The organism is Paenibacillus sp. CFBP13512 (genome assembly GCF_005233705.1).
GTDB classification, from domain to species: domain Bacteria; phylum Bacillota; class Bacilli; order Paenibacillales; family Paenibacillaceae; genus Saccharibacillus; species Saccharibacillus nuruki.
Map to the genome: position 1 here is coordinate 330,222 of NZ_QGAD01000001.1, position 20,940 is coordinate 351,161.

Consider the following 20,940-nt stretch of genomic DNA (forward strand, 5'->3'; position numbering starts at 1 on the left):
AAACAAAAAACCGTGCCCTATGCAACTGGCGCGGTTTTACTACGTTCATTCATATCTATACATAGGTGAAAAGATTAGATCGTGACAACAAGTTGCTTTTTCATACTGACATGAGCAATACCTGCATCATCAAAAGGCTCTTCAGAAATCGTGATATATCCCATTTTATTGTAAAATCCTTCAGCTTGACATTGAGAATCAAGTAAAGCTTTTTCAAATCCATTTTGACGCGCATAATTTTCCATACCCAAAAGAATAGATTTGCCATATCCACCTCTACGATAACCAGGCAACACAGCAATACGTTGCATTTTAGCTGCTCCATTTTCATAACGAATCATACGGCCTGCGGCAATACTTTCACCATCTTTTTGCAATAAAAAGTGGTAAGCTACACCATCATTAGGCAAATGATCGTACTGATCTATTTCTCGACTCTCAGGAACTTTCTGCTCTACAACAAATACTTGTTTCCGGATTTTTAAACATTCTTCCAGTTGTTGTTGAGTTTGAACGCGTATCACTTCTATCGCCATTTTGTTTTGCTCCTTCGATCTTTCCATTGTGGACTCTTTATAATTGTATCATATAAATGGAAGATATAGACGGCTATTGTTGGGATATGGTGGATAAATTCTATTTCTATGCTGATCCAAAACAGCTTGATGACAGCAAAAAACAGCCCTTTTCCATAGCGAAAAAGGCTGTTTTATCTACAAATTAACGTTGATTATTTACAAATGCTTGATTCAATATTTCGATATCTTTAGCTAACATTTCTTCTGTATATTTACCCTGTCCAAAGTTCACCATAGCACGTAAAGGCATTCCTTTGACCATAGCAGACATCATATCATCACTAGGATCAAATAATTCGCCCATTCCTGAACGTTCTAACAATTCTTTAGCCAGTTGTTGAGTCGTTGGGTGTGTTGTAATATCACCCATCGTTGTATTACGGTCAATCGTAATAGGAAGTTCTACTGTCGATTGTATCTCTACTGATTGTTGCACACGAATATCACGAGAAGAAGAACCGATTAGAATCTCAAATGTTCCTGATTCTACATGCCAGTCCGCAATATCTACATTGTAATAAGCGAAAGCACGTTTATCGAGGGTAAACTGTACTGTCTGACTTTCCCCTGCTTGTAGATGAACTTTAGCGAATCCTTTCAATTCTTTTTGCGGACGTATCACTGTACTCTCATGATCGCTTACATACAATTGTACAATTTCTTTACCTGCTGTTTTGCCTGTATTGGTAATCGTCACACTCACTTTTACTTTATCTTGGTCGCTGTATTGCTGACGATCTAACTGTAGATCACTATATTCAAATGACGTATAACTGAGTCCGTAACCAAATGGGAACAAAGGCTCTACCTGCTTGGTATCATAATAACGATAACCTACAAAAATACCTTCACGATATTCGACCCGATCTTTTTCCCCCGGGAAATATAAAAATGATGGATTATCACTTAAATGCATAGGGAACGTTTCTGCTAATTTACCGCTTGGACTTACTTCACCAAAGAGTAGATCCGCAACTGCACCTCCAAATGCTTGTCCACCCAGATATCCTTCTAATACAGCTTTGGCGTGGTTGATCCACGGCATTTCTACAGGTGAGCCGTTACTAAGAACAATAATAAGATTAGGCTGTACTTTAGCAATTTCTTCGATTAATTGTTGATGATTTTGCGGAATATTGAGATGAGTTCGATCATATCCTTCAGATTCATACCGATCAGGTAAGCCAGTAAACAAAATAGCCACATCTGCTTCTGCTGCTTGTTGTACCGCTTCTTGGACTAATGTGGTTTGGACATCATCGCTATCGAGATCATATCCAGCTGTATACGATACCTGACCTTGATCACCTACTAATTGAGTAATTTCGTCAAATGCTTTATCCAGTTGAGTTGGATTCACATGGGAACTGCCGCCGCCTTGATAACGAGGATTTTGTGCAAATTCACCGATCACCGCAATTTTTCCTTTTTTAGCAAGAGGTAAAAGGTGATCTTCATTTTTGAGTAAAACCATACTTTCTTGTCCTATTTTACGCGCTAGTGCATGATGTTCATCTGCATTATACGTAGCATCTGCTTGACGTTGCTCGACCGCTTTGAAAATAAATTCCAAAATCTTGGTAACGGCTTGATCTAATACCTCTGCATCCAATTGTCCTTCTCGAACAGCTTTGACAATTTTGGCATCACCAATACCATTATTAGCAGGCATTTCAAGTTCTAATCCTGCACGAAGTCCGTCTACACGTTCGTTCACAGCGCCCCAATCGGAGACTACAAACCCTTCAAATCCCCATTCTTCACGTAATACTTTGGTTAACAGAAATTTATTTTCTCCTGTATATGTTCCATTTAATTTATTGTAAGAACACATAACGCTCCAAGGTTGAGATTTCTTAACCGCTCCTTCAAAGCTAGCTAGATAAATCTCACGCAATGTACGCTCATCGACAATCGCATCTACACTCATACGACGTTCTTCTTGATTGTTAGCAGCAAAATGCTTGAGTGATGTACCGACACCCTGACTTTGTACCCCTTGAATATGATGAGCAGCTAATTCCGCAGAAAGATAGGGATCTTCAGAAAAGTATTCAAAGTTGCGTCCACATAACGGCGAACGTTTGATGTTGGTTCCAGGTCCAAGCAATACAGCTACATCTTCTGCTTGTGATTCTTGACCTAGTGCTTCCCCTACTTGACGGATAAGATCACGGTTCCATGAAGAAGCCATGCCTGCCGCTGAAGGGAAACAAGTCGCAGGTACACTATCGTTTAACCCTAGATGATCAGCTTCTTTCCCTTGCTTACGTAATCCATGCGGCCCATCGGTCATCATGACAGACGGAATATTTAAACGTTCGATCGGTTGTGTTTTCCAGAAATCAAGACCTGAGCAAAGACTCGCCTTTTCTTCAAGCGTCATTTGAGATAATAATTGTGGAATATTAGTTTTCATTATGTCCTCCTTGAATAACTGTACTTATCCATAAATCGTTATCACTTCACTTACCCAATATAAGCATAGACTGAAATCAATAGTTCGTATGGTACGATCCATATGTAATTGGTACTTATCTGAATGATTATAAATAAGGTTTAAATAACACTTGAAAAAGAAACGTATGTTCGTATATAATAAGAATATAAATAAGAACAAATGTTCGGATAGGAGAATACGATATGTTATCTAAATATAGAGGCGAAATTGTAGAAATTGTGTATATGGATCGTTCGAATCAATTGACTCAACGACGTATAGAGATTAAGCATATTCGTAAAGGTCTGGTATATGCAGACTGTCTACGTACAGGAAGTCCACGTACATTTCGTGAAGATCAGATTTTGGCATGGCAACCTGCGAAGTCCAAGCTGAAGCCTACGATTAAGCCTGTTCAACCGCTTCATCCTCGTCTAACAGGATACACTGCTTCTCCGACGAGAGCAGAAGTTATTCCTCAGACGTTCACTAACTCATCCTCTCATGCTGTCAATACATCTGTGGTTAGACCTCCTGCAACCAAACGTAAATCTATGTCGATCAAAGCTACCCGTTCCCTTCGTCATTCTACACCGTCTGCTCTTGCTTCTACTTCTCCTACTCAGGTTTCTTAACCAAAGCTGTGGAAAGTGTACTCCATTTTTAGAATACTGCTTATCCAAAAAATATTTGCTGATGTACACTACATCTTTTGCTGATTTGTATAGCAAAAAGCGCAGCTTATCATGATAGGCTGCGCTTTACTTGGTATATATGAGGATAGAATCATTTTTTAGGATGAGCGAAATGGGGATGGGGACGATAATCTGACTAACAATTGATGATAAGCTTCTAACTGCTCTGCCTCATGAATAACTTTGCCAGATTCTACATACATTATCTTACCTGTTCCTTCACCAATTGAAGAATGTTGTTGTAATATACGATATAAATTTCGTGCTGTGCCTTCTCCACCATCAATAATATCTACTTCTTCTGGAAAGAAATGATGCAAGTGTTCTCTAAAATAAGGAAAATGAGTGCATCCTAAGACGATAGTTCCGTATTGATTGGGATCAAGTCCAGATAGCGCTTGTTCCAAATAAGACTGCACTTCTTCCTCTGCGAATTGACGCTTTTCAGCTAATTGTACCAACCCTGGCAAAGCCAAACTTTCTACAATATCAGCAGTATCAATAGAACGGACTAAATTTTGAAATTTTTCTTCTTGTAATGTTAATGTGGTTGCGAAGACCAATACCTTTTTGCGCTTAATCATACTGTTCTGAACCGCAGGCTTCACCGCTGGTTCTATACCTAGAATAGGAAAGTCATAAGCTTGACGTAGATCATTGACTGCTATACTGGTAGCTGTATTACAAGCAATCACCAGCGCTTTAATATCTTGCGCAGCTAAATAATCTACCGCTTCAAAAATATACTGACGCACTTCGTCTTTAGGCTTTTCACCATAAGGCACATGCTGAGTATCTGCATAAAAAATATAGTCTTCCTCTGGCAATACCTTTAACATCTCATGTAAAACAGTTAATCCACCAATCCCCGAGTCCAACACACCAATTTTCAATTTATTCACTCTTCTTTCAAGACGGCAACTTGTTGTCTTTGTAATAAAGTCGTTCTTTCATTATAACTTTTCTTGTTTGTTTTTTAAAATCAAACCTTATTTAATAGATAATGCTCACTGTTCGACTTTATTCCTTAATATTCATTCTTCTTGGTTTTGGTCTTGGTCTTGTTCTGTCGATTGAATATAAGTTACCGATTCGTGTAATAACTGAGCGAAAGATTCAGGATAATCATGATCCAGTTCAGGAAGCTCAATATATTGGTAATCTACATGCGCTTCTTGTAGAGCTTCGATCAATTCCATCGTACCCGGCAGACAATCATCGTCCCATTCTCCACACATAATCGAAAGTTTAACACCAGCTTCCTGTAATCCCGCTAGCCCTTTCTCCCATTCTGAAGCTTCTGGTAACCACGGTGCGACCAGAATCAAGCCACTGAACGCTGTAGGGTCTTGAATCGCAGTATATAGAGACACTCTTGCTCCTGCTGAGAATCCACCTACAATCGGCTTCAAGGATGTAGTTGAAGGGCTTAGAGCATCTTCGGTCATAATATCACTAAGATGCCATTTCAATTCTTCTATACCTTGCTCTACATCTTCCCACTCATACGCATCGGTGAACAGAATTTGTGAAGATTGAGGTAAAGCTAGACGATAATGATGATCTAACAGACTGATCCAATAAGGTTCTGCAATTTCGATATTTTCCTGATCACCATGTAGAGCAATAATCGTCTGTTGTATTGTATGATCTTCTTGATCATTCGGGTACAGAATTTTCAATTCAGGTGTAGACTCTTCGCGTGCTAATGTTTCTCGTTCTACACATAATTCGACTAATTTTTGAAATTCATCTTGATCACGTAAAGACTTCAAATCCTCTTCTTCCAGTAAGTATGTAGAAGAATACCAGTATCCTTTTTCCAAAATAGCTTCTTGTAGTAGTTGTAATGCTTCTGTATTCATACCTGAAGCAGCCGCTAAAGAATAACGGAAATTATACACTTGTGCATCGTTACCTTTTACTTCATTCGCATGTTCAGTTATATAAGTATAAGCTTCTTGACTGCTCTGCTCTGCCAAAATTTCAAGTGTTCGGTTAATAAGACGTGTGTATGTTAGTGTAGTCATGTCTTCAGCTCCTATAATGTCAAAATAAGAAAAACCCTTGAAATGATGATTCAAGGGTTCTTGCATACGTATTGTACCAAATTCTGATACGATAACCTATTCTATCTTATTGCGCGGTTACAGCTCCATCAATGGCATAGACAGCACCATTGATATAAGGTGCTTCATCTCCTAATAAGAAAGATACTAGATTCGCAATTTCTTCGGGTTTGCCTAATCGTCCCGAAGGAATACTATCAACGGTTGCTTTCATTGTCTCTGGATTCTGTCTTCCGAATTCAGCTACCATCGGTGTCTCGATTGTACCGGGTGCAATTGCATTCACACGAATATTGTTTTGACCGTATTCAATCGCAGCGGTACGTGTCAAACCGATAATTCCATGCTTGGTAGCGGCGTAAGGAGCTACTGTCTGTACACCGACTACACCTGCGGTAGAAGCTGTATTGACGATAGACCCGCCACCTATTTTAAGCATTTCAGGAATAACATATTTCATCCCGTAAAATGCTCCACGTAAATTAATATTAATAATCTGATCAAATTGCTCAATACTATGATCAGCTAATTTGAGTCCAGGACCGGAAATCCCTGCATTATTAAAAAACATATCGATTCGTCCAAATGTAGCTACTGTTTGCTGAACAAAATGCTCTACTTGTGGTGCTTGGCTAACATCAGCAGCAATAAAAAGCGCTGTGCCTCCTTTGGCTTCGATCATCGATACCGTTTCTTGCCCAGCTGTTTCCGAGATATCTACCACGACGACCGTAATGCCGTTACCGCTTAATTTGAGAGCGGTAGCTTGACCCAGTCCACTTCCTGCACCTGTAATAATAGCTACTTTTGATTGTGTATTCATCGTACGCCTCCATCAGATCAGTCTTTATGATTACGATATGATCTTAGATGAACCTACTCTGTTCCGCAATCCTCAATTAGCCTGCTATCTATTACTGGCTCATTAGACTTACTTTTCTACTCGACTTAAAAAAGCTTTGGTACGATCTAACTGTGGGTTGCCAAAGATTTGAGCAGGTGTACCTGATTCTGCAATTTCACCTTTGTCCATAAATATAACTCGATCAGCTACATCTCTAGCAAAATTCATCTCATGTGTGACCACAACCATAGTAATCTTTTCTTGCGCCAATTGCTGCATCACTCGTAACACTTCACCTGTCAATTCTGGATCAAGTGCTGAAGTCGGTTCATCAAAAAGCAAAATATCTGGATTTAGCATCAATGCTCTTGCGATCGCTACCCGTTGTTTTTGCCCGCCAGATAGATTAGCTGGTAGTACATTCGCTTTATCCAACAATCCTACTTTATTCAAAATCACTTCACTGCGCTTACGGATATCTGCGACACTTTCTTTTTTCACCGCTTTGGGCGCTAATTCCAAGTTCTGTTGTACCGTTAGATGAGGGAATAGATTAAAGTGCTGGAATACCATCCCCATACGTGATGTTATTTTTTTGATCGTGTTTGCATTGGCATATTTGCCGTTCTCGACTAAAGCTTGACCTTGAAATAAAATACTACCGCTGTTCACTTCTTCCAGATGGATCAGACTCCGTAACATCGTACTTTTACCTGAACCAGAAGGTCCGATAATCGCAACGACTTCACCCGGTTCCACTGTAAAATTCACACCTTTTAATACTTCGAGATCGCCAAAACTTTTTTTGAGTTGTTGTACTTCAATCATTGTCATAGATAGACATTCCTTTTATTCAAATTTAAATCGACGTTCTAATCCTTTGAATAGCAACGTCAATACTAAAGTCATTAATAGATAAATAATACCTGCTAGTACAAATGGAGTGATCGTAAAATCACGATTGACTGCTGTTTGTGCAAAGTGAAGCAGTTCTGGTACCGCTACAGCATAGAGTAAGGCAGTATCTTTGACCAGTGTAATCGACTCATTAGCAAGTGAAGGTAACGCCACCCGAATCATCTGTGGAACAATCACTTTGGTCATCGTTTGCCATTTGCTGAGTCCCAGTACTTGCGCTGCTTCATGTTGCCCTTTATCAATCGACAATAATCCGCCTCTGAAGATCTCTGCGAAATAAGCTGCATAATTCAGTACAAATGCAAGCCCTGCCGCTACAAAACGATCAAACACCAGATAATCACCTATAATCGGCAACATTGGTAATCCAAAGCAGAAAAAGAGTAATTGTAACAGTAATGGGGTTCCACGAGTAATATAAATAAACGTATGCGCTAACCATGATAACAATTTGATACTGCTATTGGCTAACAATGTAATTCCAAATCCTAAAGGAATAGATAACACAATTGCAATCAAAAACAGAAGAATTGTGTTTTTAGCTCCCTCTAGCATGGGTCCTATAATTTGTAATAAGTAATCTACACTCATCGTATTCGACTCCTACATCTCAACATTTTTAATTTACATCTAATTATTTACAAAAGAAAACCGGGTTGTATCACTCAACCGGTTTTCTAATGACTTTTATATGGGTGTACTCTTGTATGCTTTGCAAAACATGTATACATCATCTTGATGATTATTTAAGAACTTTGTCTTCACCAAACCATGTAGTTGAAATTTTGCTAGCTGTACCATCGCTATTTAATTCATCTAATGCTTTTTGCAGACTATTAAGCAATTCTTCATTACCTTGCTTCACACCAATACCATATTCTTCAGGCGATAATGATTCATCCAATAATTTAAACGTATTCGGTTCTTTGGACATATAGTAACGAGCAACCACTTCATCAATAACGACAGCATCCAAGCGACCATTTTTCAAATCACTTAACGCCAGTACGTTATCCGGGAACTCACTTACTTCTTTCAGCTGTGCTTTGATCGGATTAGCTGCTAAAGCATCTGAAGCAGAAGATAGCGACTGTAGACCGACCGTTTTACCAGCTAGATCATTGAATGTAGTGATTGGCGAGTTAGCAAGCACAGCAACTACTTGACTATTCGCTAGATAAGGTTTGGTGAATAGTACTTTTTGCTTGCGTTCATCTGTGATTGTATATCCGTTCCAGATCAGATCAATTCGACCACTATTTAATTCAGATTCTTTGGCAGACCAATCAATCGGTTGAAATTCGACTTGCTTACCCATTTTAGCTGCGGCAGCTTTGGCATAATCAATATCAAATCCAACAATATTATTTTGTTCATCACGGAATCCCATCGGTGCAAATTTATCATCAATTCCGATGACTAGCTTGTTATCATCTTTGTTAGCTCCACTAGAACATCCTGCTAATACCAATAAAACCACACTAAATATCAATAATAATCCTGCTATTTTTCTCTGTTTCATATGATCGCTCCCCTTACAATTTACCGAACGCTTTAGTTCGTTACCACGTTATCAGAACCACTATAATAACATAGCATGGAATTGAAGTCGAGCGCTAGAGTAGAGAACAAAAAGATATTTGGTGATTTTACGATTTATAGTATGTATTCAAAAGTTAGTAGAAGGTCTAAAGATTAAAATGGCATATAAAAAGCACCCATTTCAGGGTGCTCATCACATCAATATTATACAGCTTCCAATGCGTTCATAAAACGTTGGATATAATAAGTAGGAATATTTTGTTCCATCCAGTCTGTAATATCTTGATACACCAAGCTATATTTTGTATTTAAATATTGAGGATGTGGTAACACTTCAACTTCCTCAAAATAATTTTTAACTTTGCGACGCAAATTACGCAGAACTTGCTGTTTGGATTCTACATCTTCGCGATCTTCGATTAACAAATGATCTTCTAATTGATTACCATCATTCATCATAATTTCGCGACTATACATATAACGTTCGCCTACACTTAACTCGCTTTCATAAAAGTTAGCATATACTTTATTGTCTACAATAATACGTCTACTATAGATACGTTTCAATTCGCCCATGACACGATCGAATTTTCTATATTTTTCGACTCCGATGGTATCAATCAATTCACAGATTGTTTTTACCGCTTGTTGGTGATTTTCTTCTTTACTATCAAATAACTCAAAGATATCTACTTTTTTATAACGAAAACGGATATACGATTTGGATAACTTACCATACATATAAAAAACAATACTAACATCAAGAATCTGGTCATTGTACTGCACATCCATATTGACATATCGGTGCTGTTGACGCATAAGATTCTACCCCTTTTCTTGTTGAATTGATTGGGCTAGTAAATCGTTTATTCGACAAGGTGGATACCTTTAAAATAAATGTACTAAGCTACCATCGTATCCAAATAAATGTAATCTATACAAAGATTTAACCTTTAAATTACAATTCAAATCAAATGAAGCACAGTTATTAACAAATATATTTACAACAAGCCAAAATTTAAAACCTTTTTTTCTTCGATTATGTGGATATTATCTGTTATTTTGTTGGAGTATCTAGGGATATCAAGGTTTTTTTCATCTTTTTCTAGATAAGACATTGTCGTATTTGAAAAGATCATTCTTATCATGTAAACACCTAATGTAAAAGAGTGTCATGATCTATTGTCTGCTTGTGATCAAATCCATCTGGTATGAGATGAAGAAATAAGGTATGTAATTTACTACTATACACAAGTGAATCATTGTGTAATATATCTGTACACATGAAAAAACAGGCGAACAGTGAAGTTCAGCCTGTCTTTATATAGGGTACGATTTTATAGTTATAATTAAGTCGTATAATATGAAGTTTAGTTAGTAGTGGATGTATATCTGCTTACCAATTCACTAATTTTACCTCTAACGGCTAAGTCGGAATTCTGACGGTTTTTCAAAATAGCATGTACTTGATCGACAAAACTATTTTCTGTATCTTTTGTTTCCATTAAAGGTGTTGTTGCCATAGATTCTAAGTTCATCATTATTCCTCCACATCAATTAATACGTTCTCGAATGATACGCTTATTTAATATGACCCCGATTACAGACGTTTAAAACACATTTTGATTAAATTATTGGAAATACTTAGCAACTCTTTCGATACATAAATTGATTGTAATCGTTATCAATTTTGTTCAATCGCTTGTTTAACGAATATTTTGGTAACAAAAAAAGTCCCAAAATAATATTGGGACTTTCTGTTGAATACATTAACCTTCTGCTATATCTGCTCGTAATGCACTAGCCACTTCGATCATTTTCGGGATCACAGCTTCATTCGTGCCTGAGACGTACAGATCGCCTTCATAATGACGGAAAGGAATCAAAGCTGTACCAATATCCCACAAAAAGAAGTCTCCGTCTATCGACATCGTCGCTTCTCCTTTGACTGTGAACACAGGAGTATACGTAAAATCCGGTTGTAGTGCAAAATAAGTCTTGCACTCTTCCAAAGTAATCGGATCTATTTCACCTTCGGGTTGTTGCATCTCTCTTGTAATACGGTAACGCTGAATCATATGATGTCGCTCCTTTTATTAAAAACTACTTTTAATGCATGATCACTATTTTCAATCATTACGATTTTTAGTTATTTATTTAGTAATTAATTAATAAGGTTTTAAAATAACAAAAAAAGCCTTAAATATCAAGATTTTTGCTAACAATTATTTTAAAATATGTCTATTGTAATATATAGAAATGATATTGTTCTAGAAAATAAGTAAAATGTTATCACGTAAATAGCTTAAATATTCTTTGTTGACTTGATGTGCACTTCAAGTAGTAGAATGAGGACATCCTAAGCGCGGGATTCATTAACTTTCACCCTTTCTAGAAAGTAGGGAATCAAAATATGAGTACAGAAATAGTTTATTGTATAGGTGAATTAGGCGAGAAAACAGGGCTTAAAACCGAGACTATTCGATTTTACGAGAAGTTAGAATTGATGCCTGTACCTAATAAAAAAATGAATGGACATCGCATATACAAACAAAGAGATTTAGATCGTCTTCTATTTATTGTGAAATTAAAAAAAACAAGTATGACTCTTCAAGACATCAAACAATATCTCAGTTATTCTGATGCCGGACAATATGAAGAATGTTATAACATTCTTCAATATCAACAAAAAGAAGTAGAAAATGAATTAAAAAGCATACAATCTACCTATGATTTATTAAGTTATAAAATAGGTAATTTCAAAACATTAATTGAAACTACTCGAGGAGTGAAATTGAATGAACACCAAAATATTAGGACAGAGTAATATTGAAATATCTTTATTAGGACTAGGTTGTATGGGAATGTCAGAATATTATAGTGGACGAGATGATGCAGAATCGATTCGTACTTTACATCGAGCTATTGAATTAGGTATTAATTTTTTAGATACAGCAGATACCTATGGAGTCGGAGCTAATGAAGAACTGATTGGACAAGCATTCAAGGGAAGACGTTCTGAAATTGTATTAGCCACTAAGTTCGGCTCAATGCGCGGAGAACATGGCTCATTTTTAGGGGTTAACGGACATCCAGACTATGTAAAATCTTCTTGTGAATCGAGCCTTAGACGTCTAGGAACAGATCATATTGACCTTTATTACCAACATCGTGTTGACCCTAACATTCCAATAGAAGAAACTGTTGGAGCTATGGCAAAGTTAGTAGAAGAAGGTAAAGTACGTTGTTTGGGTCTATCTGAAGCTTCTGCCAATCAAATTAAACGTGCTCATAACGTTCATCCTATTACTGCTTTACAGACTGAGTATTCACTATGGAGTCGTGAAGCCGAAGATGATTTATTTCCACTATGTAAAGAATTAGGAATCGAGTTTGTTGCTTACAGCCCTTTAGGACGTGGTTTTCTTACTGGTCAGATTAAACGTTATGAAGATCTAGCAGAGGATGATGCTCGTCGCAACCTTCCCCGTTTCATTGGAGATAATTTTCAACGAAATGTTGATCTAGTAAAACATATTGAAGCACTCGCTCAACAAAAAAATGTATCTACTTCACAACTAGCATTAGCTTGGATGATCGCACAAGGTGTTACGCCTATACCTGGTACAAAAAGAGTAAAATATTTAGAAGAAAATGTTGGTTCTGTTCATATCGAATTAAGCAAAAATGAACTTGAAAGTATTAATGAAATTTCACCTAAAGGTATAGCATCTGGTGGTCGTAACGTAGAAAGCCAAATTCCAGATTGGTCTGCTGAATAAAAAACAAAAAAAGCCCTTGATAGACAAGGACTTTCGGTTATGACCTGTAGTGGGATCGAACCACTGACCCCTACCCTGTCAAGATAGTGCTCTCCCGCTGAGCTAACAGGTCAAAATAAGTATGACAACTTCCATATAATATCAAGAATTTATAACGTTGTCAATCACTTGCTTGGGTTCGTGTATGCGCTCGATATGTAATCTTCTAATACTGTGTCCAATACGATTCTGGAAGAGGAAGTACGGTCTTTTCTTTGCGCTCCCAACCCTGAATCATGACGACACTATTCACTTCAAGTTTGTTATCCCAGTATATGTATTGTTTATGTTCGAGTGATAATAAAATCTGACTCAACTCTTGAGTCGTCTTGCCTGTTTTGAAAGATAATTCTCTCCATTCTGGCATACGACGGTACAACGAAAAAAAGTTATACAAAATACGCAACAACTTACGTTCATTATCTTCTAACATGATGTATCTCTCCTTCTGATCACAAATCCAATAGGCATGTAATTATATACGAACTTTTGTTCTTATTTTAAATGAAGTACTGCCTTTTGGCAAGTTTAGTTAACAAAAAGACTCTACCTCATGAGGTAGAGTCTTCCTATTAGCTAGATCACATCAAGTGAATACATTGATTATTATTGTTTAGCAGCAACAACTTCTTTTACGTTCACAGTAGTCGACAATTTTTTATCGCCGTATTCTACTTTAATTGTTGTTGTCCCTTTAGCAAGTGCTGTAATTTTACCTTCAGTAACTGTAGCGATATTGGCTTTGGTACTTGTCCATGATGCTTCTTTCGTTACATCCACTTTCAGACCTGTATCATATTCAGCTACGACCTGAACCGATTTAGCATCGCCAACAGTCAATTTCAAAGCTTTCTCAGAAAACGTTAATTTTTTCAACTTCGCTGTTACATTGACTTTAACTGTCGATGTTAAGCCCTGGTATGATCCTGTTAACGTTGCTGTTCCTAGATTTACTGCTTTGATGCTTGATCCTTTAACTGTCGCTACAGAAGGATTAGAAGACACCCAATTCATTTTGGTAGATAGGTTTACAGATTTACCTGTTGCCGCATATGTTCCTACCGCTTTAATAGATTTGCTCTTTTTGATATTCAATTCAACCACTTCTGGCGTAACTGTGATTGATTTAATTTTTGGTTCCATCGTTACTGAAACTTTAACGATTTTGTTAAGGTAAGTTCCTTTAAGCGTAGCTTTACCATTTAGCAATGCTTTTGCTGTAGAACCTGTTAACAATAAGCTTTCAGAAGAAGAAGTCCAGTCGATATCTTTACTTACATCAATCGTAGAACCTTCTACTGTCATTGCTTCTACTTTAGGCAAGCTTGAAGATTCACCAACAACAATACTTAAAGTCGTTACATCTGGTGTTAATACAAGCAATTTCGTCTGAACGGATACCGGTACAGTTACTTTAAGGTCACCAATCGTACCCACTAGATTGACCTTACCTTCGCTTTCAGCTTCTACTTTAGTACTTGTAACTGAAGCAATACTTCCGTCACCTGCACTCCATTCTACAAGCTTAGATAAGTCTACTGTTGTTCCATCTACTGCTGTACCTGTTACTTTAGGAAGTGTAGCACTATCTCCTGTAACCAAGTCGATTGAATCTACACTAGCTTCTACTTTTTTCATAGTTTTGTAGACTGTAACTTTGAAGCTCTTTGTATAATCTTCATACTCTGCTTTGATCGTAGAAGTACCTTCTACCCATGGAATAAGCAAACCTTTATCTGCTGTTACGTTGATTGCATTAGATGAAGTCCATTTCACATCACTCGTTACATCTGTATTTACGCGAGTGGCGTCAGCTACTTCTGCTTTGATTTGTTTAGGCGTATCACCGATAAACATCACTTGATCTTCTTCAGGTGTTAGCAACAATCCTTGGAAAGAAGAACGTACATAGATCGTTTGTGTATCTGCCAATCCTGCATATCTAGCAGTTACTGTTGTTGTTCCTTGTTTGATTCCTTTTACCGTACCCAGAGATACAGTGGCTACTGCTGCACTGTATGTAGACCATGTTACTGAAGAAGTGACATTTTCTGAACTACCATCTGTTTTGGTAGCTGTTGCTGTAAATGTGTAAGGCTGTCCGATCGTTACATTTGCTGCTGCATCTGGTGAAATTTTTAATGCTGTATAGGGTGAGTTCACTGTTACTTTTTTAGTAGCAGATAGATCGCCATACTTAGCAGTGATTGTCGTTGTTCCTGTGCCAACCGGCGTAATACTTCCTGCTTTAACTGTTGCTACTGTAGATGCTGAAGAAGTCCATTTCGCTTCGTCAGATACATCTTCCGTATTGCCTGCTCCGTCTACTGTGGATACTGTCAAGTCAGTAGCATCATCATCTAAAGATAAAGTTAATGCATTATCGTCGGCGAATTTGAGTGATACGGCAGTCGTATTTGCTGCGAAAACTCCGGCTGGAAATAGTGTGCTTGCCACGATTACAATTGCAAGCATCCATTTTGCCATTTTTGCAGTATGTGTCATTAATTTCTCCCCTTGTGTACAATATTTGTGTTCAGCTCTGTCCATTCCTGTATTAATATCGGTTGGAATACTATATTTTTGAAGATAAATGATCCAAAATAAGGCTATAGTCCTGTAAATTCTCTTCTTTTTCTGGAAAATCAAGGGGTATTTTCATCACTATGTAGTTCAGCATCCACGTAGAGAACGTACAATAAATCGATAATCGGATTTACGCAAAATACGTCCATTTCCCAAAACAACTTGTTGATGATCGTGTCTGACGATCTGCGCTTGAAGTTCAACCAGTCGATCCCCTTGCCAGATCATAACTTGGGAGCCGAAAAGAATAGCATTATCGAATTGCACAGGTAATTTCATAATATACCCGATATGATTCAGTTCTGCTGCGGAAGACTCTAGCTCTTGTGGTAACTGTTCTAGTTCTTTAATGTACAAAATATCATTGAGCAGAACATTGATCGCACCCGGTTGCAGAATCAATCTATTTTTACTTTCATCCCAGTACTGGATCGTACCGTACAAGCGAGAAGAATATTCATCATCTCGGGTGACTACTACTTTTTTACCTTCCCAATGCTTCATCTTTTCACCTCCCTGAATGATTAGTCTTTATGTGATATTAGGAATACGCCAGTCGATTGGACGTTCACCGTGCTCCTCAAGAAATTGATTGGTACGTGAAAAAGGTTTGCTTCCAAAAAATCCTTTGCGAGCAGCAAAAGGACTTGGATGTGCTGAACGAATCACTAGATGACGCTCTTGATCGATAAAAGCTTCTTTTTCACCAGCATGATTGCCCCACAGTAAAAATACCATTGGCTCTTTTCTGTTATTAAGCGCATGAATAACAGCATCTGTGAATTGTTCCCATCCTTTGCCTCGATGAGAAGCAGGCTTCGATTCTTTGACTGTTAATGCAGTGTTGAGCAAAAGAACACCTTCTTTGCCCCATTGTACAAGGGAACCGTGATTGGGTGTCGGTACATCGATATCTTCTTTTAACTCTATGTAGATATTACGTAAAGAAGGTGGTACTCTTACCCCTGGCATCACTGAAAAGCTTAATCCTTCCGCTTGTCCTGCACCATGATAAGGATCTTGTCCCAAAATTACAGCTTTGACTTCTGCATAGGGGGTCAGACGAAAAGCTTGAAAAAGCAAGTCACGTGGAGGATAGACGACCTCTTCTGCATACTCTTGATCTAGCCATGTCATCAACTGTTGAAAGTAAGGCTTTTCGATTTCTTCTTTTAATACTTCATCCCAATCATTACCGAACATATTCAACACCCTTTCTTCATTATTGATCTGTGATCTGACAAAAAAAGGACCGACCCATTATTCATGAGTCAGTCCTTTGTACAATAGGTGTACTTATGATAACCACGTATACCTACTTGAATGCTAAGGATCTCACCGTTCACCTATGAGCAACATTTATAATAGAAAGTAAACTATGCTATGCGTCTGTATTATAGCGTATTCTAGGTTCTAAAGGCAAGAATCTAGAGGATCTATTATCGTGAATGAATGGATGCTATTCTTTATATTTTTTCTATTTGCGAGCAGGTACATTAAAGTCATCGACATTAATATGTCCGAACCCTCCAGTTGATTGATCCACTACTTTAATGTAGAGTTCTTCGCCTAAATACGCAGATGCATCCCAAATTTTTCTTTGATACTCTTCATAGTTAGTCGCTGTTTCTTTAAATAACTCTTTGCCGTCTGATGCTCGAACCAGTGCTACATATAATTTATCGATATCACGACCACCACTGAGTAAGAAATTGATACGTCCATTTCCTCCCAGAATAAAACGTTGTGATTGTAGTGTACCGGTTAAGCTATCTCCTCCAGCTTGTTCATTGAATCCCCATAAATGGTACCCACCCGGGATTTTTTGAGAAGGATTGAAATAAATCGTATCCCAGAAAAACTTTTGATTGGTGACATGTACATTTTGGAAAGCATTCCCTTCGCTAATCCATCCTGTAAGATCCCCTGTAGCAAAATCATGATTAGGCAAGTCTTTAATATTGGTGTATTTGGTATTATCCCAATCCTCTGGTACATCTACAGGTGGAGCAGGTTCACCTGTCAAAGCATTCATATTCCATACTTCCATCGACTTCACTTGGATATCCTGATCTGCCCAGACTTGTAAACCAAGCGAATCGTATCTACCCACATAGACGCGAGTGGTCAATTTTTTCTTATCGTTGGCAAAAGCTTCAACAACCGAACGATCCAAGAAAATATGCAATTTCAGATTTTCTCCATCAAGGTCTACATATCCGCCTTGGATGCCATCGACACGTACATCAGGATCTACACTGCTTTTATTACGATCGACGTTAAAGGTTTTATTGGTTTTATCATAATAGATTAATGTTTCCTCTTCACCCTTGTCAGAGCGTCTGACTTTCAGTCCAAACTTCTGGGATTGTTTAGGATCGATTTCCATTACAATTTCTAACGTATCGCCTTTGACCGATTGAATAGCTTGATTAGCAGCTTGTAGATTTTTATCTTTGAAATTGACTACTTTCGCACCCCGTAGACTCTGTAATTCTTCTATCGGTTTAATCTGTAATTGATCCTTACTATCCAGACTCAGCGAAATCGGCAATGCCAAATTATGAGCCCAGCCTGCCTGATATTCAGCTTGCGGTGTTCTTACATTTTGCACCATCGAATAAATGACTGTTCTACCGTCAGGTGTGACCATTCCACTTTCAGCGGTTAAATAGCCGTCGCCTACATCTAACTTAGAAGGCGCTTCTTGATCCGGAATAAATTTGAAATGTTCTCGATCCCATGTGCCTATCCAGTAAAAGACTTCAACATCTCTTTGCACATCGTTAGCTGGAGCAACATGCTCTGGTTTTTCATGCGGATTGATAATAAAAATATGTTTTTCTTTGCCTGCACTATTTTTACCTAATGGTAACAATACAGGCAATTCCCATACTGTACCGAGTTCAGGATAGCGAGTTCGATCACTTTCATATAGTGGACCTTTGTACTCCCAGTTATCCATATCATCCGATACATAGACCAGAGCTGTACCACTGCTAAAATCTTTGATACCGGACGTGACTAACTGATACCACTTGTCAGTTTCTTTGTCATACCATACAAAAGGATCGCGGAATTCATTCGGAATTCCTTTACCGTTCTGTTCAGTCACTGGTGTAGGATGTTTCACCCATTTCTCCAAATTAGGATCAGCCAAATTCGCAGGTTTGGCTAGAGCTGTACGTTGATTAGGAGATAATGCATCATTTCCAGCTGTATAAAATAACACAGGATTGCCTTCGCGATCATAGGCTGCACTGCCTGACCATGCACCATCAGGATCCAGACTGCCTGCTTCTGGAGCAAGTGCAGGTCGTACATTTTCCCAATGTACCATATCATCACTCACCCAATGACCCCAATGAATCTGATGCCAGAAAGGTCCTTGCGGATTATGTTGATAAAACAAATGATATTTTCCGTTAAAATAAATCGGTGCATGTGCTTCATTCATCCAATTTTGTGGAGGCATTGCATGATATTGTGGACGATGTTGATCCCCATCAAAAACAGCAGGATCTTCATCAATATCACCATTTGGAATAGTTGGAATGTTGCCACCATGCAGAGTCTTCACACTCTCATATTCAGCTAAAATCTCTTGAGAAGTTAGTGCTTTGTTGTATAGTTTTAATTCATCAATCAGTCCGCTAAACATATTAAATGAAAATAAACCTGCTAGCTCGACTGGATTGTTATTTTTCCCAATCACTAAATCTGCTGAAGAAGGAGTAATCGGAACGTTCGCAGGTGTTGCCTGAGAGGCTACTTGCTTACCGTTCAAGTATAACTTGATAATACCTTCTGTTTTGTCAAAAGTGGCAGTGACATAATTCCATTTGTATTTCTCAAGCGGGTGATCTTTAACCCATACTTGAACCCACTGACCGCCGATTCCTAACTGCATCGACCATGTGCCGTGTCGATACATTCCAAGTGCAAAACCTTCTGCTTTATCGGGGTTAGACTGATTGACAATCGTAGATAACTTATTGCCATCTCCCCATTCATAGCTACGTGGAGCTACCCAAGCTTCGATTGTTAATGCATCATTGACAGCAACAGTATCTTTGGCTTGAATCTGAATATCATTCGAATAGCCATCAAATAGTAAGGCTCCACCTTTCACTCCACGTGAAGTCCATCTAGGATCTTTGGAATCCATATATCTAGCGTTGTTAAATACATAATTCACATCGTGTTCGATATTGGTAACTTTTTCTAATGCTTTCTTTCCTGTACCTTCGTCAAAATTCATATCAAAAATAGTACCTACATTGTTAGCTCGAAAAGCATCAACAGCAATACTAGCTTGATCAGATGAATCGACAATCTTCAGATACAGTTGCTTATTGTAATATTTCTGGAGTTGCCATGAGATCTTCTGATTGGCACTGACAGTCTCTGTCTTTTTCAGTAGCACGTCTGTCTGTGCATCATATAGGGCAACATAAGCATCCTCTGGATGAACAATATCCAAAATAGTAAAGTTTATCATGCCTGTTCCTTGAAGTTTGAAAGTACTGGAAGTTAATGAACCGATTCCTTCCAGAGAAGACTTGGCATAATACTGTCCTTCTTTGCCCGCTTTAGATTCATCGGTTACTTGAAAAGGAGTCCCTTCTACTGTCCAACCTTCAACATTCCCTGTCTCAAAGCTAGGATTTTTTATTTCACCGGGAATAGTAGCCACTGGAACCCTATTTTCTGCTAATACGCCTTCTTGAGGAGCCGTTTTATACAATGTTTGGAAATCATCTGCGAAGATCAGTCCCCAATCGGAGGTTGCATGATCCACAATCTCAATATACAGTTTTTTACCTACATACTTAGACAAATCTGCTTTATACTTTTCCATATTTGCAAGTCTTAATCCTTGATTGGGATTGGGGAATCCAGATTCATTAAAAGCAGAATTTCCGTATTTGGCTACAGAATTTCCTGTATCTGCATCAATAATGTTCACATAGGCTTCATTATTATGCTTACCTCCGCCCAATCTAAACGTAATCCAACCTGTCCCACCAAGCTTGAACGTACTCGAACGAAGTGTACCTGTAGCCGATTCATCATATTTCCAACCGTTTAGATGATAAGATCCTTCTTGATTGTATGGAATTTTTTCAGCCCACCATGTCGTTTCATTGGATACACTGTTCGGGCCGAATGCATTACCTTCAACCACCGTCCAGCCCGTAAGATCTCCTGTCTCAAAACCTGGATTGGTAATCCCATAGACTGCTTGTGTAGCTGATAATGCAGGATTTTGATAAACTGCATCTGTCACTGATGATTGGATGTCTTTCTGTGAAATCGAAATATCGCTTATCGTAGATTCAGGTGCTGCTGCCGCTGATATTTCAGGAGCGATACATTGAAGAATCATAATCGGAATAATCAATTTGGAAATCCAAGATTGTCTACTCTTGATATTTTTCATTAAA

Annotated in this window: 20 protein-coding genes and 1 tRNA gene; 4 read left to right on the forward strand and 17 right to left on the reverse strand. The window is 38.1% G+C overall.

Going from position 1 to position 20,940, the window contains the following annotated elements:
• Positions 1-74: 74 nt before the first annotated feature.
• A complete protein-coding gene (locus PaeCFBP13512_RS01510) occupies positions 75-536 on the reverse strand; it encodes a GNAT family N-acetyltransferase (RefSeq protein ID WP_069328999.1) in 462 nt (153 codons plus the stop codon).
• A gap of 56 nt (positions 537-592) precedes the next feature.
• On the opposite strand from PaeCFBP13512_RS01510, the gene PaeCFBP13512_RS23555 reads away from it, so the two are divergent.
• Positions 593-724 carry a hypothetical protein gene (locus PaeCFBP13512_RS23555; protein ID WP_275094473.1) on the forward strand — a complete coding sequence of 44 codons (132 nt, stop codon included), beginning with the start codon at positions 593-595 and terminating at the stop codon, positions 722-724.
• Here the strand turns inward: PaeCFBP13512_RS23555 and PaeCFBP13512_RS01515 are convergent.
• A complete protein-coding gene (locus PaeCFBP13512_RS01515; protein WP_137220726.1) occupies positions 721-2,997 on the reverse strand; it encodes a glycoside hydrolase family 3 C-terminal domain-containing protein in 2,277 nt (758 codons plus the stop codon). The genes PaeCFBP13512_RS23555 and PaeCFBP13512_RS01515 overlap by 4 nt on opposite strands.
• Before the next feature lie 224 nt (positions 2,998-3,221).
• On the opposite strand from PaeCFBP13512_RS01515, the gene PaeCFBP13512_RS01520 reads away from it, so the two are divergent.
• Positions 3,222-3,653 carry a WYL domain-containing protein gene (locus PaeCFBP13512_RS01520; RefSeq protein ID WP_137220727.1) on the forward strand — a complete coding sequence of 144 codons (432 nt, stop codon included), beginning with the start codon at positions 3,222-3,224 and terminating at the stop codon, positions 3,651-3,653.
• A 158-nt stretch (positions 3,654-3,811) separates the two neighbouring features.
• Here PaeCFBP13512_RS01520 and murI read toward each other — a convergent pair whose 3' ends face one another.
• From murI to PaeCFBP13512_RS01560, 9 genes are all read right to left on the reverse strand, one after another.
• The gene (gene murI, locus PaeCFBP13512_RS01525) at positions 3,812-4,606 is read right to left on the reverse strand and encodes a glutamate racemase (protein WP_137220868.1); all 795 of its coding nucleotides are present in this window, start codon (positions 4,604-4,606) and stop codon (positions 3,812-3,814) included.
• A gap of 141 nt (positions 4,607-4,747) precedes the next feature.
• On the reverse strand, positions 4,748-5,743 hold the full coding sequence (locus tag PaeCFBP13512_RS01530) for an alpha/beta hydrolase (protein ID WP_161594181.1): 996 nt from the start codon (positions 5,741-5,743) through the stop codon (positions 4,748-4,750).
• 106 nt (positions 5,744-5,849) lie between these two features.
• Complete coding sequence (locus tag PaeCFBP13512_RS01535) at positions 5,850-6,605, reverse strand: SDR family NAD(P)-dependent oxidoreductase (protein WP_069328994.1); 756 nt, start codon at positions 6,603-6,605, stop codon at positions 5,850-5,852.
• A 108-nt stretch (positions 6,606-6,713) separates the two neighbouring features.
• Complete coding sequence (locus tag PaeCFBP13512_RS01540) at positions 6,714-7,460, reverse strand: amino acid ABC transporter ATP-binding protein (protein ID WP_069328993.1); 747 nt, start codon at positions 7,458-7,460, stop codon at positions 6,714-6,716.
• 15 nt (positions 7,461-7,475) lie between these two features.
• Entirely contained in the window at positions 7,476-8,135 is a 660-nt protein-coding gene (locus PaeCFBP13512_RS01545; protein ID WP_137220729.1) for an amino acid ABC transporter permease, read from the reverse strand.
• A gap of 151 nt (positions 8,136-8,286) precedes the next feature.
• The gene (locus tag PaeCFBP13512_RS01550) at positions 8,287-9,066 is read right to left on the reverse strand and encodes an amino acid ABC transporter substrate-binding protein (RefSeq protein ID WP_069328991.1); all 780 of its coding nucleotides are present in this window, start codon (positions 9,064-9,066) and stop codon (positions 8,287-8,289) included.
• A gap of 224 nt (positions 9,067-9,290) precedes the next feature.
• Positions 9,291-9,905 carry a hypothetical protein gene (locus PaeCFBP13512_RS01555; protein ID WP_069328990.1) on the reverse strand — a complete coding sequence of 205 codons (615 nt, stop codon included), beginning with the start codon at positions 9,903-9,905 and terminating at the stop codon, positions 9,291-9,293.
• Positions 9,906-10,456: 551 nt separating this feature from the next.
• Positions 10,457-10,624, reverse strand: a complete 168-nt coding sequence (locus PaeCFBP13512_RS23145; protein WP_161594182.1) for a hypothetical protein — start codon at positions 10,622-10,624, stop codon at positions 10,457-10,459.
• Between the two features lie 231 nt (positions 10,625-10,855).
• Positions 10,856-11,164: a hypothetical protein gene (locus PaeCFBP13512_RS01560; protein ID WP_137220730.1), complete on the reverse strand. Its 309-nt coding sequence runs from the start codon at positions 11,162-11,164 to the stop codon at positions 10,856-10,858.
• 335 nt (positions 11,165-11,499) lie between these two features.
• Between PaeCFBP13512_RS01560 and PaeCFBP13512_RS01565 the strand changes: the two genes are divergently transcribed.
• Complete coding sequence (locus PaeCFBP13512_RS01565; protein WP_137220731.1) at positions 11,500-11,913, forward strand: MerR family transcriptional regulator; 414 nt, start codon at positions 11,500-11,502, stop codon at positions 11,911-11,913.
• Positions 11,885-12,868 carry an aldo/keto reductase gene (locus tag PaeCFBP13512_RS01570; RefSeq protein WP_137220732.1) on the forward strand — a complete coding sequence of 328 codons (984 nt, stop codon included), beginning with the start codon at positions 11,885-11,887 and terminating at the stop codon, positions 12,866-12,868. Before PaeCFBP13512_RS01565 ends, PaeCFBP13512_RS01570 begins: the two co-directional genes overlap by 29 nt.
• A gap of 40 nt (positions 12,869-12,908) precedes the next feature.
• Here the strand turns inward: PaeCFBP13512_RS01570 and PaeCFBP13512_RS01575 are convergent.
• The 6 genes from PaeCFBP13512_RS01575 to PaeCFBP13512_RS01600 form a co-directional block, all read right to left on the reverse strand.
• Positions 12,909-12,980: transfer RNA gene (locus PaeCFBP13512_RS01575), tRNA-Val, on the reverse strand.
• A gap of 93 nt (positions 12,981-13,073) precedes the next feature.
• Positions 13,074-13,340, reverse strand: a complete 267-nt coding sequence (locus PaeCFBP13512_RS01580; RefSeq protein WP_069328986.1) for a hypothetical protein — start codon at positions 13,338-13,340, stop codon at positions 13,074-13,076.
• Positions 13,341-13,513: 173 nt separating this feature from the next.
• On the reverse strand, positions 13,514-15,412 hold the full coding sequence (locus tag PaeCFBP13512_RS01585) for an Ig-like domain-containing protein (protein ID WP_161594183.1): 1,899 nt from the start codon (positions 15,410-15,412) through the stop codon (positions 13,514-13,516).
• Between the two features lie 168 nt (positions 15,413-15,580).
• A complete protein-coding gene (locus PaeCFBP13512_RS01590) occupies positions 15,581-15,997 on the reverse strand; it encodes a hypothetical protein (protein WP_069328984.1) in 417 nt (138 codons plus the stop codon).
• Between the two features lie 27 nt (positions 15,998-16,024).
• The gene (locus PaeCFBP13512_RS01595; RefSeq protein WP_137220734.1) at positions 16,025-16,696 is read right to left on the reverse strand and encodes a uracil-DNA glycosylase; all 672 of its coding nucleotides are present in this window, start codon (positions 16,694-16,696) and stop codon (positions 16,025-16,027) included.
• A 274-nt stretch (positions 16,697-16,970) separates the two neighbouring features.
• Entirely contained in the window at positions 16,971-20,936 is a 3,966-nt protein-coding gene (locus tag PaeCFBP13512_RS01600) for a GH32 C-terminal domain-containing protein (RefSeq protein WP_137220735.1), read from the reverse strand.
• Between the last annotated feature and the right edge of the window lie 4 nt (positions 20,937-20,940).